The following is a 13,642-nucleotide window of genomic DNA, read 5'->3' on the forward strand; positions in this document are numbered from 1 at the left end:
CTGATGTCGTAGTTGTTGTAGCCTTGTGTGAAGGGGGTGGTCCAGGTGACTTTTTTGGCTATTTGGGTGTTGTATAGTTGGTCATCAGCTGGGTTTCGATTGTATGCTACCAAAGCCTGATTAGCTGAAAATATTAGGCTATCAGAAATATGGAGGAGTTCAAGATTTTTGATATAAATTGCGCCGCCGTTGTTGGATGCATTGTTATTAGTGATCGTACCAGCAGACAAGCGTACTTCGCCGTTATCGGAATATATGGCGCCGCCATTTGGGGCGCTATTTTTTGAGATTAGGCCGTCAATCATTTTAAAGCTACCGCCGCTGATACTAACACCGCCTCCTCCGGTGGCGGAGTTTGTGGCTTTGTTGTTAGATATCTCGCCACCCGACATGGTAAAGTCGGCGTTGCTTGTTGGACTGCCGCCGGTGGCTACGCCGCCTCCTCTGTTGGCTGTATTTTTGGTAATTGTGCCGCCAGATAGTGTGAAACGGCCCAAATTTGCTACGCCGCCGCCCCAGTTGCCAGTGTTGCCTGAAATTTCGCCGTCCGACATGGTTAGTGTACCACCTGATTGGACGGTTACTCCGGTGCCGGTAGCATCGGTTGTATGAGTTACATGTATGTTGGCAAGTTTCAATATCGCGCCGCTCTCAACAGTGATAGTGTCTGCACCAGGTGCACCAATGAGTTTAAAAAATCCGGCATTACCTTTGCTTTTTAGTGTAATGTCTTTGCCTGCTACAATAGTAAGTGGTGCGCTAAGCTGGATATCGGCATTAATAGCGATGATAGCTGATCCACTATCGCGATTGACAGCAGCTCTAAGCGAGTTCTCATTGCTAGCAAGTTCAGCAATTTCGAGAGGAAAGCTCTCAGCACTTGAGGTCAATACATAGCAAGGTAGCAGAGAAATCAGTAGCACCCATAGGGAGAAGGCGATCAACAAACTTTTATAATGCTTGTTTAGGTTGAAGTGAAGTCTTTTAATTTTAATATCCATGGGGTTTCCTCTCATACAATACGGCACTTATGTGTAGCCACAATATAAATTATATCGTATGAAAGGTGAGCGGTATAATGTGATATGTGTTACCTTACAAGTAAAAAGGGTTGAGATTTTAGGCTTTCCATTGTTTTAGGGCAAGAGCGAGCTCACGGTTATTTTTAGCATAATCAGGTAGTGAGCGTAACTCAAGGGTTGCTTCGACTGCTTGTCGCATCGCTTTTGCGCCTGCGGCGGTGCCTTCGGGATGTCCATGAATACCTCCGCCTGCTTGTATTATGACATCGTTGCCAAATATCTCCATCAGTTTAGGTACAAGTCGAGGGTGTAATCCTCCGCTGGCAACGGGTAGTATGGGTTTGAGTCCGCTGGATTTACTTGTGCAGGCTTCAATGTTTTCGAGCACTTCGGCTTTTGTTTCTGACATTTTACCGACAACTGTACCGACGTGGAGTTGGTCAACACCTACTATGCGTGCGATGGTTGCGATGGGTTTCATAGCAATACCATGAACAGGACTTTTGGTGAAGGCGGCGTGTCCGGCGCGGTGGGCATGGATGGCGAGTTTGAATTTTTGGCTACGTAGGGTTTGGAGTGCGGACCAGCCACAGGTTATAATATCGATCATGACATATTCTCCGCCTTGGGCTTCGACTGCTTTGGCGCGTTTGAGCATGGTTTTTGTGTCGGCGGTGATGTTTATCAGATAGGCTTTGCGTTCGCCTGTTTGGGATTGGGCTTTGTCGCGTGCTTCTAGGGTTTTGGTGAGGCGGTCGGGAAAGGGGTTGAATTTTTGGCTACTGAGGTTTTCGTCGTCTTTGACTATATCGCATCCGCCTATCCATGCTTCGTAGGCTACTTTGGTGTGATCGGTGGTGTTTAGGCCGAGTTTGGGTTTGATGATGGTACCGATTAGCGGTCGTTTTTGGATTTTGAGGAGTTTGCGGATGCCATCGCTTCCGTATTGGGGGCCCTCGAAGCTTGTGAGGATGGTTTTGGGGAATGTTATGTCAAGAAGACGCAGGTTTTTGAGGGTTTTTAGGCCAAATACGTTGCCTGCGATGCTGCTTAGGATGTTTGGCATGTTGTCGTTTTCAAAAAGTTCAGCAGGGTAGGCGATCTTGATGATGCTATTTTTGATGCTATAGACGTGGGCGGCTAGTTTTTTGATGTAGGGTTTTTCGGTGGTGAGTTCGGTCCATGTGCCTATGCTGCTTTCTGCGGCGACTCCGCCTGCGGCTTCTTCGAGGCTTATGCCGTCTGGTTCTACTTGGAAAGTGCAGATTAAGTCTGATGCTTTGGGTTTGTAGGTTAGTTCGATAAAGTCAAGGTACTTCAACGAGTGTTCCTCGGGCTAAGTTAGCTGGTAATCCTTAAAATCTTTAACTATCTGACTCTCAATCAGTGTTTAGAGTTGATGTTATGGATCTTGGGGTAGAGCTCTTAAACATAACAACGGGTGGGAATCGAGTTGCAGTTATTGGGCAAAAGACTGCGAGCCTGCTTGGGGTGCACAGTTCCGATAGGATAAAGATTACCTATGGGGTAAAGACTGTGGTTGCTATCACAAATATTGCTGAGCATTTTGCTGAGAATCGTATTGGGCTTTTTGAGGAAACTGAGACGGCACTAGGTATTAGTAGTGATGAGCGGGTTGGAGTCGAGTTGGCGTCGCTTCCTGAGTCGCTTTTTAATATTCGGGCTAAGCTTCATGGGGAGCGGCTTCGGGAAAAAGAGATAGTGGCTATAGTTCGAGATGTGGTTGATCGGCGGCTTAGTACGGTGGAGATTGCGGGGTTTCTTACGGCTTTGAGTATTCATGGGATGGGGATGAGTGAATTTGAAGCGCTATCTAGAGCCATGATTTTAACCGGTAAAACCTTGGATTTTGGCAGAGGACCAATTTTAGATAAACACAGTGTGGGCGGCATCCCAGGAGATAAAACTAGTATGTTGGTTGTTCCTATTGTGGCTGCGGCGGGATTTACCATCCCCAAGACGTCCTCACGTGCTATAACCTCTCCTGCGGGAACAGCTGATCGGGTTGAGACTCTTTGTCCCGTTAGTTTAGCTATTGAAGAAATACAAGAGGTTGTTAAAAAGACGGGGGGTTGTCTTGTTTGGGGGGGTTCTTTAGAGCTGGCTCCAGCCGATGATCTTTTTATCCAAGTAGAGTATCCCTTAGGTATTGATCCGATGCTTTTGCCCTCGATTCTAAGTAAGAAAAAAGCCATCGGCGCCACCCATGTAGTTATTGATATACCCACCGGTCTGGGGGCTAAGATTAAAACGCGTCAAGAAGCCTACACTCTTGCCTCAGATTTTCTCGAGTTAGGCCAACGCTTGGGCTTAAACATCCAGTGTGCCTTAACGTTTGGTGATCAGCCATTGGGTTGTGGTATTGGACCGGCACTGGAAGCTCAAGAAGCGCTATCAACGCTTATGGGTGCTGGACCACCGGATCTGCGTGAAAAAGCAGTAAGTTTAGCCAGCATGCTTCTAGATATGGTTGGCGTAGACAATCCCCGCAACACAGCTGAGAATATGATTGATTCGGGGAAGGCTGAGAAGAAAATGCGTGAAATTATCGAAATCCAAGGCGGGAATCCAAAAATTAAACCCACAGATATACCGATTGGACCACACCACGCAACAGTACGCTCTAAACAGGCAGGCAGAGTACTTTGGATGAGCACCGAGAGTATTGTTCGAATTGCCCGCATGGCAGGAGCACCCAAAGAGAAAGGCGCAGGAATAGTTTTCCATGCTAAACTGGGCGATACCGTACGCAAAGACGGCGTGCTCTTTGAGATTTATGCCGAAAAAAACACAAAATTAGAAGCCGCACTAGAACTAGCAGAACAACTAACACCCATCGGGTTAAGCAGAAAACCAGAAGAAAAGATGGTTATAGACACTATCCCCGAAAAAATCACCCACGAAAAAGCCTTCATGATAGACAGATAAGTAGTTAGCTAGTTAGTAAGCGGAGTGATTTCGATAGCGCGGGGGTCTAAGCGCGCCGCCAATTAAACCCCCAATTGCTGAGACTATACCTGCGAGAATCGCAAGCATAATGCCAATTAACCCAACTGCTAGACCAGCCAAACCACCCGTTAGGGCACCCAAAGGTCCAGTTGTAAGCCCGCCAATGAAAGCTAAACCAAAGATTGCCAAAACACCTATGATTATGCCGCCAAATATACCCGCTAAAAAGCCTGCAATGGCACCACGACCAGCGCCTTGAGCAATCAAACCCGCAACAATCCCGCCTACAAAAGCACCCACTAAGGTACCTAACCCAGGAAACAGAAAACCCAAAATCACGGTTAGCAAAAATCCTGCAAATGCACCTAACCATATATTACCCAAAGTATTCACCTCAACAGAACACACCAGAGAAAAGACACAGTTTAGGTTTTGTTGGTGTAAATATCCAACTACATTGATTTATCTTCGCGCAAAAAGCCCGCCGATAAAACCACCTATAACAGAAGCCACCACGGCAACCACCGCAACTATAATACTTAGAGCCGCACCAGTTACCCCGCTGACCAAAGCACCAAGAAAACCCCAATCCGATTGAGAATTAAAGGCAAAAACGATCAAGGCCAAAATAACCAAAACAACCGCACTCCCAATCCCAGATAGAAAACCAGCCAAAACCCCACCAATGGCGCTTCGAGCAATTAACCCAGCCACTATACCACCTAAAAAGCCACCTAAAATATGCCCAACCCCAGGAAACATTATACCCATGACAACAGTTATCAAAAACCCAACAAATACGCCAAGACCAATGCTACCCAAGTTTCCACGTCCAAGTATGATGCTTAAACAAAAAGAAAATAAAAAGATTGTTATCTTGCACGCGAACTATTAACCCTAGGACCAAGCAACACCCAGAGCCACTCAGTGAATTCCTGAAGATTTTTGGTTTGAATATGAATCTCACCAGGTCCAGTGATTTCAGTTACTAACCCCTCACCACTTAACAAAGTCTCTTTTAAGCCGCCAATTTTTTTAACACGATAACTGCAAGATTCACTAAAAGCCACAAGATGGAAATTATCTACAATCAAAGTTTGACCTGCTTGGAGAATATGCGTGTCAATGGCACCAAAAGTGTTGATAAAAAGAGGACCCTTACCGGTAGCTTTTATCATAAATACACCCTGCCCAAAAAGACCCTTAGTGAAACCTTCCCATTTAACATCTAAATCGATATCCTGAGTAGAGGCAAGATAGGAAGATTTCTGAATAACATAACCCTGACCAGATTTTACATCAAGTTGTTTGATATCACCCACAGGCGCCGCAACAAAAGCCGCTTCACCAGAACCATTCTTAGCAGTATAGTCATTTACCCAAAAAGACTGCCCGCCAATGAGACTAAGCCCCAAACTACCCCACAAACTTTTTTCACGTTTGCGAGTGTGAATTTCAATGTTAGGAGTCATATAGGTCAAAGCACCAGACTCTGCAGTCAAGGTTTCACCTTGATCAAAATTGGCTACCAACATCGCATAGGAAGGCTTGTATTTAATATCAAACTTCAGTCTTGCTCTCTCCTCACAGGGTGCTTATCAAGACCTAGCTAATAAAACTTAATAATACAAAATCATACACCGCAAAATGTTGACAAAGACAACCACAAGATAAACACACAACAAGATAATTAGTCCACTCCTGAGCGGTATGGTGATGGTGTAGGCCTATGGTATTTAGTGCTTTGATGCTTGAAATTTTTGTGGCTACCATACGGTAATCTTAAAATGCTGGGTAAGCAACCCCTCCAGTGTAAACGGAAGATCAGGCAGAAAGATTTGCATGGCCGGCTTAGGTAAAACGCTTCTAAAAAAGATTTTTAGCCTTGCGCTGATTTTTAATGCACTTATCAGCATAGCCACTGTTGCGGGCATTCTCTATGCTTATTATCGGTCCTACCCCTACTGGCAACCCTATAAGCCGTATCTGCTTAGTGCTAGTTTGTTTTGGCTTGCGCTTGCTGCTGCGGCGATCAATATTTTTCACAGTGCGGCCATAGGTCGAGTTCTCCACATCCATCGTGTTCTCTTCCATCACTATGTCTATGCCATTTTTGCGATAATAATTACGTCTGCTTATGTGGTGTTTTTTACGCCTGTTTCGCTTCACACACTCTTCTTTGTGGATAATAGCTCCGTAGCGGTGAATGTGGGACGAGCGTTTATGCTGGGAGGCATTGCACTGTTGCTGGATGATTTACCTGATGTTTCAAAGTATATGGAGACAGGCTTGAACTGGTTAAAAACTCAAGCGTGTCGAGTAAAAATGGCGCTTCATATATCTCAGTTTATAACTGGGATTTTCGCGTTTTACTGCAGCTTCTCCATACTGCTCTCAACAATTCAAAATAACGGACGTGCACTACCGAACTCGTTTGTTATTGTTAGTCTCTTTATAACAGGCATAACATCGTTTGCGCTGGTAAAACGTCGATCTTGGCTCACCATTATGCCGCCTGAGCCCCAAGCGCCTAAGCTTTTTGTTTAGTGATCTCTTTTGCTATGGCTTCAAGCTGGTCACGTGAAAAGCGCCTAGAGCCACCCTTTGAGGAGATATACTCGGGGAGCTGTTGGAGTTTAAGAATGGGCACAGCTGGATTGTTGAGCTGGACCGAGGCAGATCGGTTGGTTAGAACTACAATGCCCTCTACCCAGATGCCCATGGAGCGTAGAGTTTGTGAGCAGTCAATTATGTGTTGTATTTTTTGGGCGTTGCGTTTGACTTGTCGGCTGGGGCTTGAGTTAAAGTTGCGTTTGCCCCTGCGTTGCCACTCATCTCCGCTGCAGGTTACGTTGCCGCTCCAGTTTTTGGTTTCTAACACAAATATGCCTCCGGGTGCTAAAACCACGTGGTCTATGTCTCCGCCACCCTCTCGCAAATAGAGGTCATTTATGAGGTAGTAGTCATCGTTTAGGGTTTTGTTGAGGTGTTGTGCGACTTGTTTTTCTCCTGTCCAACCGCCGTTAAAGATGCGGTATTTACGCAGATAATAGTAAAAAGCGACTAGGGGAACAATCAGAAAAGCCAACCCGATCCAGTTTAGCAGGTCCCAGCTAAGGGTTGTGATAGCTCGATACAGAACAGCAAATAGTAGACCAAACAAAATTAGAATACATAGAGTAGCTTTGGCTAGGTTTTTTCGGGTTTGGTTTTTTAGATAGTTACTTGACGCTTTAATCTTGCGCATACTACACGGATGGTCTAGAGGCTATATTACTGTATGGGGCTAAGGCGGTCTTTTAGGGTGATGTCTTGGGCGTTAATGGTGGGGTTGTGGTAACGTTTGAATGCGGCGGTTTTTTTACCGTATTGGATTGATTGGGTGGGGCACCACTGGATGCAGGCCATGCATCGTTCACATTGGTGGTGCCAGACTGGCTGATGATTATCTGTGGTTATGTTTTGTACGGGGCAGATGTTTTGGCACAGATTGCAACCGTTACAGGTGGTGTTATCGGCGGCGAATTTTTTGTCGAAATTTTCAATGTTTCGGTACATAAAGAGGTCATTTATGATTTTGCATAACAGTTTTGCTTTACGTTTTATAGGCTGAACTGTTTGTTTGGTGATAGCTTGGGCTGTTGTATTTACCTTGACCATGGCGGCGTCTATCACTTTTTGGGCTTCATCTACGGGAAGCGCATCATATCGGGGAATGTAGTTATCTGGCATCTTGATACCATCACCGTAGGATAGATAACACCCTTTTTGTTTGAGAACATCGTTGAGCATACCCAAGGAGTCCATTGAACTTCCTCCAAAGTTTGAGATGGCAAAGCAGTAAGTTTCGGGCTGTATAGTCAGGTTTTGGACAAATCGTTTAACTATTCGGGGCAACCCAAGAAAGTATACCGGAAATACAAACCCTATAGATTGATTTTGCCCGCCAATGGATTGGCTGGGTGGTTGGATGGTCATGGATTGGAGGGTTGTGTTTTTGAGGGTTGAGGCGAGTTGACGTGCAATTTGCAGTGAGTTACCCGTTGAGGTAAAGTAATAGATGGTATACTGCTGCATGTGTTTCACGCTGTTGTTAGGGTTTGGATGGGTTTTTTGTGTTTGAGAGTTGGGTTGCTGTTTCTATGGGGTGTTTTTTGTGGTAGGGTTGTTTGATGTGGGCGTATGCTTCTAGGGCAGCGGTTATGCCTTGGCCCACTGCGGTGCCGACTTGTTTTATGGGGTGATTGGTTATGTCGCCTGCGGCAAATACACCTGGGAGGTTGGTTTGTTGGTGTATGTCGATTTTTATGTATCCGTGATCGTCGACTTCAACGCCGTTGGTTTTTGCAAGTTGGCTGTTGGGTGTTTCGCCGATTTGAACAAACACTGCATCGGCTGCTATTTCGCTTGTTTGTTTTGTTTTGTTGTTTTTTAGAGTGACTGCGTGGACTTTTTTGTCGCCTTTGATTTCTTGGATTTCGGTGTTCCAGAAAATTTTGATGTTATCTTTAGCTGTGAGGTCTTCCACTAGGGATTGTTCGGCACGAAATGTTTCGCGGCGATGAATAACACTAACTTGTGCGGTTAAACCGGAAAGATACAGTGCGGTGATGCAGGCTGAGTTGCCTCCGCCGACCACTAAGACGTGTTTGTCTCTAAAGAAGGGTCCATCACAAACTCCGCAATAACTCACACCTCGTCCCCTGAATGTTTGTTCCCCTTCTACACCAAGTTCTTTGTAGTGAGAACCTGTTGAGATGATGAGGGCTTTTGTGTTGTATGTGGTTGTGGGGGTGGTTACAGTTTTAATGTCACCTTGAAGAGCCAAAGCGGTTACGGCTTCAATTTCATGTATAGCGGCTCCGAAGTTACGTGCATGTTCAGTCATTTTTTGTGCTAACTCTGCCCCGTTGATTTCTAAAAAGCCAGGATAATTAACGACTGTGGGAGCATTGGTTATGGTTCCGCCTGCGATTTTTTCATCTAAAACCAAGGTTCTAAGGCCGCTTCTAACAGTGTAGATGGCAGCAGATAGTCCTGCAGAACCGGCACCTATGATTATGACATCCCAAGTTTCCATGTCAAACATCTCAGTAAATAGTGGTCTGAAACGTTAACGGAATTGTTTGATTTAAGGATACTCTCCATTGGCCTAATGCTTGGGTTTTCTTAGCAACCAAACATGCGCCTTTCGTTGTTACAAGGTTTTTAGCTAACCTATCGTGTAGTCGATGGAGTAGCAATCGAGCCGTGTAATTTAAGAAATATATTGACCCTACATATGAATCGATGACAAATAATCAGAGGATAAAAAATCAAAACTCTGCGTTGGGTTTATTAGCCATTTTTCGTCTTCGCAACAAATAAAAACACACACAACAAGCCACAACCACAACCACAACCACAACAATTAGTAAAACCAAAAAAGGCGGCAAATAAAACGGCAAAGAAGGCAACACAAAAGACGACGAAACCGCCAAAGCAGAAACACTCTCACCACTTCGCACATACAAAACCCCATCACAAATAACAGGCGAACCAACACCCCCAAAACCCCAATTCCAAGAAAAAGGACGCGATAGAGTATAACGCCATAATTCAAGACCGCTAGTAGCGTTTAGAGCATAAAGATTACCATCATCAGAACCGAAATACAAAACATTCTCATAAACCGCCGGCACCGACAAACTACTCTTACCTATAACAGAACTCCAAATTTTAGTCCCATCAGACGCATTTAACGCACACACGCTACCAGTCTCCGAACCCATATAAAGCAACCCATCGCTAAGAAGAGGCCCCTGAGGAGCATAAAACGGCACACCAGCAGTGTAGGTGAAGTTCCAAACTTTTTTGCCGCTGTCAGTCTCAAGCGCATAAACGCCACCATCAGCAGCACAAAAATAAAGCAACCCAGCATCAACCACAAAAGAAGATACCCAAGATACCCGAGGGTCAGAAGAAGGAGCTTCTACTGAATAACTCCAAATTTTGTGGTTACGTTGAGCGTCGAAAGCATAAACAGTGTTATACGACCCCACATAAACAACATCATCAACAACCAAAGGAGAAGTAACAACATACATAGGACCTACATATTGCCAAAGCATATCACACCCGTAGTAGCATCTAAAGCACGAAGACCAGATTCAAGACAAACATACAAAATATCATTCGCAACAACCGAAGGGGCAATAATAAAGTCTCCGCCTCCAGGGCTTACAGTTTTTTCCCAAATTATGTCACCACTACGTCCATCTAGAGCATACATTCGCCGATTATCATTCACAAAAAGCGTACCGTCATCAACCGCTATAAACGAATGATAGTAAATGGCCTTCCACAATACTGTTCCACTAGCAACATTTAGTGCATAAATATAGTCATCATCAGATGTAAAATAGAGAACCCCTCGAGCAAGAACAGGAGAAGCATTACCAGCTCTGCTCTTTGCGTGGTAATTCCAGAGAAGTTCTGGCGCAGTAAAGTCATCATTAGATGAGGCAGTGTCAAGTATTGTTGGAATTGTTGTAGGTGAGGTTGTGTTTGTGGAAAGTAGGATAAATGAAGAAGTAAAAATGATAGCAACAGTAAACATTGCAGTCAGGGGCACGGAATAACATTTTAGCGCTACCCTTAGAGGCGTGTGTTGTGGAAGATGCCAATTTTTAAATCCCCGAGTTTCCAAGTCTTGTTATGCTCCAACAACTTTTTGAATTAATGCACTGCAAGTTGGATCGATGACCAGACATCTCAGTGCCAGTCCAATAGACCAAGTTAGGCATATTTGAGATATTAAGTTAACCTGTGAAGACATGAGTCAGTTTGGTTAGGTGAGTAGGTTGTTTAGTTTTCGTATGAATACTCAATTGATGGATGAAATGTAGATTTTAGGGAGACACCATTTAACGGGTAAAGTTCAAGTTTAAGGCGCATTTTTCCATCCGGCACAGGCATTTTCAACTGGTTACAATTTGTAACCAGTTATCCAAATCAAGAAGAACAACAGCCCTATCGAGGATGCTGTTTTGGTAGGTGTTATGGCTTTGTTTAGGTTTTCGTATGTATACTTATTAATGGACAAATGTAAATTTTTGAAAGGCAAACATTTAACTAACGAAGGTCAAGTGTGAACTATGTTCAAAGGGCATAAGTGTCCTATGTTTGTGCTCGGAGAGTTTCTGTTGTAAATTTATTATGGAAGAGAGAGGTCAGATGGGAAAAATTAGCGAAGACATGATAAAAATAAAAACAATAGAAGACAACATGCACAATACCCCCACATTAGAATCCCTGCTCAGTTTAGAAGATAAAAACGCCAAGTTAGAAGCTGATATAAAAAAATTAGAAGCAAAAATTGCAAAAGTTAGAGAGGCACAAAAGAAATTCGCAAAACTAAATCAAGAACAAGTGGATAGAATTTTTGCCGCCGCCGCCAATGCCGCATACCGTGAAAGTCGTCATCTTGCTGAAGCTGCAGTTAGAGAAACAGGCATGGGAATAGTGGAAGATAAGGAGGTAAAAAATCGGTTTGCCGCAGAGGAGATCTATAATTGTTATAGAAATACAAAAACATGTGATTTTGTGGGCATGGATAAAAATGGTAACGCTGAATTTGCAGATCCCATAGGCGTTATTGCCGCCATCATCCCCACCACCAATCCAACCTCTACAGCAGTCTTTAAAGCCCTGCTCGCACTCAAAACGCGCAATGGTATGATAGTTAGTCCCCATCCACGGGCAAAAAACTGCACCATTGAAGCGATCAAGATAGTTCTTGCTGATGCAGTTGCCGCGGGAGCGCCTGAGGGAATTTTTGATTGGCTTGATGCACCCAGCTTGCCGCTTATCAACGCCCTTATGAAACGTACCGATGTCACCCTTGCAACCGGTGGGCCAAGTATGGTAGAAGCCGCCTATTCTAGCAGCAAACCAGCCATTGGGGTAGGCCCGGGAAATACTCCAGCTATCATTGGTGATACTGCTGATATCGATTTTGCGGTCAAATCCATTATTGAGTCAAAGACTTTTGATAATGGAGTAATTTGTGCCTCTGAGCAATCAGTCATAGCATTTAAGAACATATTTGATAGCGTTGAAGAAAAATTCAGAGCCAACGGATGTTATTTTTTAAACGCTGAGGAAAAAGACAAAGTTAGGAAAATAATTTTAAAAAATGGAACCCTAAACCCTGATATAGTAGGGCAGTCGGCTGAAAAAATCGCGAAAATAGCCGAAATAACTGTTCCGGCAGGTACGAAAATTCTCATTGCTAAAGTGGACAGCACCGATCTCTATGAGGAGCCCTTTGCGCGTGAAAAACTCTCACCTGTGCTTGCTATGTATAGTGCGGAGGATTTTGAAGATGCACTTAGCAAAGCTGAAAAACTCATCGAGGAAGGCGGTCTGGGGCATACGTCTGTGATATATACCAATGATGCGGAAAGACTTGAAGAGTTTGCAAAACGAATGAAAACTTGCCGGATGCTAGTAAACACCGCTGCCGCGCAAGGAGCAATAGGGGGTATCTACAACAAACTCCTGCCATCGCTAACGCTTGGCTGCGGTCCCTCAGGAGGTAACTCGGTATCTGGAAATATAGAAGTCAAACATTTACTGAATCTAAAGATATTGGCCTTACCGGATGTGACAGCAAAACAAAAACATAATGAACCCCAACCTTAACTCCAGCAGGTTGGATCGTGTAATTAAACTATTACCAGACAAATATATGGATACAAAGACTAAGTCAGGGTTTAGTTTGCGTAAAGTTCAGCGTAAAACATGGCTTGTTATTTCTTTACTGCTTATACTACTGGTAGTTTCTTTGATTGTTTGTGTACTCACTTTAAGCCCTATACAGGGTACTGTATACGTTAAAACTGAAACAGAACTTAGAACTGCTACTAATAATGCGGCATATGGATTGCCGGTTGTTATTGTTCTTGATCAAGGCATCACCCTCACCGAACCACTTGTTATTTCTGTGAATAAACACATTACATTAGAAAGTAAGGGGGATATGTTTTCCAAACTAATCAGCACATCTAATGGACCCACAGTTATTGTTGAGAATAGTGGGACACTTGGGCTTGAGGGTATTATTGTAACCCATGCCCGAGGTGTTCATGGCACAGGAGTAACTGTTGCATCAGGCGGTACGCTTAGCATGACTGATGGCGAGATTTTGGGCAATAAAGTGAATTATTCCGGTGGCGGAGTGTACAACAGCGGCACCTTCACCATGTCAGGCGATAGTGTGATTGCTAACAACACTGCGGTTATGGTGGCGGCGCGTGCGTGTCTTATGGTTCATTTAGCATGTCGGGAGGCAAGATTTCAGACAACACCGCTTATGATGGCGGCGGCATATCTATTGGAGACCACTTTAGTATAGAATCAGGCACGGTTAAAGTGACAGGAGGCAAGATTTCAGACAACACCGCAATCAATAATGGAGGCGGGGTATGGGTTGATGCTGAAAATCTTTACAAGCTTTTTGTTTTTGAGGGAGTTGTATTTGAGAATAATCAGGCTTTGGTAGCATACAATCGAAACCCAGCTGATGACCAACTATACAACACCCAAATAGCCAAAAAAGTCACCTGGACCACCCCCTTCACACAAGGCTACAACAACTACGACATCAG

Annotated in this window: 12 protein-coding genes and 3 pseudogenes; 5 read left to right on the top strand and 10 right to left on the bottom strand. The window is 44.3% G+C overall.

Going from position 1 to position 13,642, the window contains the following annotated elements; all coding sequences use genetic code 11:
• A pseudogene (locus FWF39_RS09865) lies at positions 1-1,001 on the bottom strand (hypothetical protein); the annotation flags it as partial.
• Between the two features lie 118 nt (positions 1,002-1,119).
• Positions 1,120-2,343 (bottom strand): type III ribulose-bisphosphate carboxylase, encoded by a 1,224-nt coding sequence (rbcL, locus tag FWF39_RS09870; protein ID WP_343383275.1) that lies wholly within the window; start codon positions 2,341-2,343, stop codon positions 1,120-1,122.
• An 83-nt stretch (positions 2,344-2,426) separates the two neighbouring features.
• Here rbcL and FWF39_RS09875 point away from each other — a divergent pair, with 83 nt between their 5' ends.
• Positions 2,427-3,971 carry an AMP phosphorylase gene (locus tag FWF39_RS09875; RefSeq protein ID WP_343383276.1) on the top strand — a complete coding sequence of 515 codons (1,545 nt, stop codon included), beginning with the start codon at positions 2,427-2,429 and terminating at the stop codon, positions 3,969-3,971.
• Positions 3,972-3,983: 12 nt separating this feature from the next.
• On the opposite strand, the gene FWF39_RS09880 is transcribed toward FWF39_RS09875, so the two are convergent.
• The 3 genes from FWF39_RS09880 to FWF39_RS09890 form a co-directional block, all read right to left on the bottom strand.
• Entirely contained in the window at positions 3,984-4,376 is a 393-nt protein-coding gene (locus FWF39_RS09880; protein ID WP_343383277.1) for a DUF5518 domain-containing protein, read from the bottom strand.
• 78 nt (positions 4,377-4,454) lie between these two features.
• A complete protein-coding gene (locus FWF39_RS09885; RefSeq protein ID WP_343383278.1) occupies positions 4,455-4,814 on the bottom strand; it encodes a DUF5518 domain-containing protein in 360 nt (119 codons plus the stop codon).
• A gap of 50 nt (positions 4,815-4,864) precedes the next feature.
• The gene (locus tag FWF39_RS09890; protein WP_343383286.1) at positions 4,865-5,563 is read right to left on the bottom strand and encodes a TIGR00266 family protein; all 699 of its coding nucleotides are present in this window, start codon (positions 5,561-5,563) and stop codon (positions 4,865-4,867) included.
• Positions 5,564-5,834: 271 nt separating this feature from the next.
• On the opposite strand from FWF39_RS09890, the gene FWF39_RS09895 reads away from it, so the two are divergent.
• On the top strand, positions 5,835-6,539 hold the full coding sequence (locus FWF39_RS09895; RefSeq protein ID WP_343383279.1) for a hypothetical protein: 705 nt from the start codon (positions 5,835-5,837) through the stop codon (positions 6,537-6,539).
• On the opposite strand, the gene FWF39_RS09900 is transcribed toward FWF39_RS09895, so the two are convergent.
• From FWF39_RS09900 to FWF39_RS09920, 5 genes are all read right to left on the bottom strand, one after another.
• Positions 6,523-7,239 (bottom strand): nuclease-related domain-containing protein, encoded by a 717-nt coding sequence (locus FWF39_RS09900; protein WP_343383280.1) that lies wholly within the window; start codon positions 7,237-7,239, stop codon positions 6,523-6,525. The genes FWF39_RS09895 and FWF39_RS09900 overlap by 17 nt on opposite strands.
• Before the next feature lie 26 nt (positions 7,240-7,265).
• Positions 7,266-8,069 (bottom strand): EFR1 family ferrodoxin, encoded by an 804-nt coding sequence (locus tag FWF39_RS09905; protein ID WP_343383281.1) that lies wholly within the window; start codon positions 8,067-8,069, stop codon positions 7,266-7,268.
• A gap of 16 nt (positions 8,070-8,085) precedes the next feature.
• Positions 8,086-9,081, bottom strand: coding sequence for a thioredoxin-disulfide reductase (gene trxB, locus FWF39_RS09910; RefSeq protein ID WP_343383282.1), 996 nt, complete (start codon positions 9,079-9,081; stop codon positions 8,086-8,088).
• A gap of 226 nt (positions 9,082-9,307) precedes the next feature.
• A complete protein-coding gene (locus tag FWF39_RS09915; protein WP_343383283.1) occupies positions 9,308-10,102 on the bottom strand; it encodes a PQQ-binding-like beta-propeller repeat protein in 795 nt (264 codons plus the stop codon).
• Complete coding sequence (locus tag FWF39_RS09920; RefSeq protein ID WP_343383284.1) at positions 10,084-10,605, bottom strand: PQQ-binding-like beta-propeller repeat protein; 522 nt, start codon at positions 10,603-10,605, stop codon at positions 10,084-10,086. The genes FWF39_RS09915 and FWF39_RS09920 overlap by 19 nt, the downstream gene beginning before the upstream one ends.
• A gap of 653 nt (positions 10,606-11,258) precedes the next feature.
• Here FWF39_RS09920 and FWF39_RS09925 point away from each other — a divergent pair.
• The 3 genes and pseudogenes from FWF39_RS09925 to FWF39_RS09935 all read left to right on the top strand — a co-directional run.
• A pseudogene (locus FWF39_RS09925) lies at positions 11,259-12,620 on the top strand (aldehyde dehydrogenase family protein); the annotation flags it as partial.
• A gap of 103 nt (positions 12,621-12,723) precedes the next feature.
• Positions 12,724-13,389 carry a hypothetical protein gene (locus FWF39_RS09930; RefSeq protein WP_343383285.1) on the top strand — a complete coding sequence of 222 codons (666 nt, stop codon included), beginning with the start codon at positions 12,724-12,726 and terminating at the stop codon, positions 13,387-13,389.
• Positions 13,314-13,642: pseudogene (locus FWF39_RS09935) on the top strand (hypothetical protein); the annotation flags it as partial. The gene FWF39_RS09930 and the pseudogene FWF39_RS09935, both read left to right, overlap by 76 nt.

This window comes from Candidatus Bathycorpusculum sp., from assembly GCF_009778815.1.
Lineage (GTDB): Archaea > Thermoproteota > Bathyarchaeia > Bathyarchaeales > Bathycorpusculaceae > Bathycorpusculum > Bathycorpusculum hydrogenotrophicum.

What these genes read in the sequence shown, in the direction of transcription:
- FWF39_RS09875 (WP_343383276.1), top strand. Translation starts at nt 2,427, where the DNA reads ATGGATCTTGGGGTAGAGCTCTTAAACATAACAACGGGTGGGAATCGA.
- FWF39_RS09895 (WP_343383279.1), top strand. Translation starts at nt 5,835, where the DNA reads ATGGCCGGCTTAGGTAAAACGCTTCTAAAAAAGATTTTTAGCCTTGCG.
- FWF39_RS09900 (WP_343383280.1), bottom strand. Translation starts at nt 7,239, where the DNA reads ATGCGCAAGATTAAAGCGTCAAGTAACTATCTAAAAAACCAAACCCGA.
- FWF39_RS09905 (WP_343383281.1), bottom strand. Translation starts at nt 8,069, where the DNA reads ATGCAGCAGTATACCATCTATTACTTTACCTCAACGGGTAACTCACTG.
- trxB (WP_343383282.1), bottom strand. Translation starts at nt 9,081, where the DNA reads ATGTTTGACATGGAAACTTGGGATGTCATAATCATAGGTGCCGGTTCT.
- FWF39_RS09915 (WP_343383283.1), bottom strand. Translation starts at nt 10,102, where the DNA reads ATGCTTTGGCAATATGTAGGTCCTATGTATGTTGTTACTTCTCCTTTG.
- FWF39_RS09930 (WP_343383285.1), top strand. Translation starts at nt 12,724, where the DNA reads ATGGATACAAAGACTAAGTCAGGGTTTAGTTTGCGTAAAGTTCAGCGT.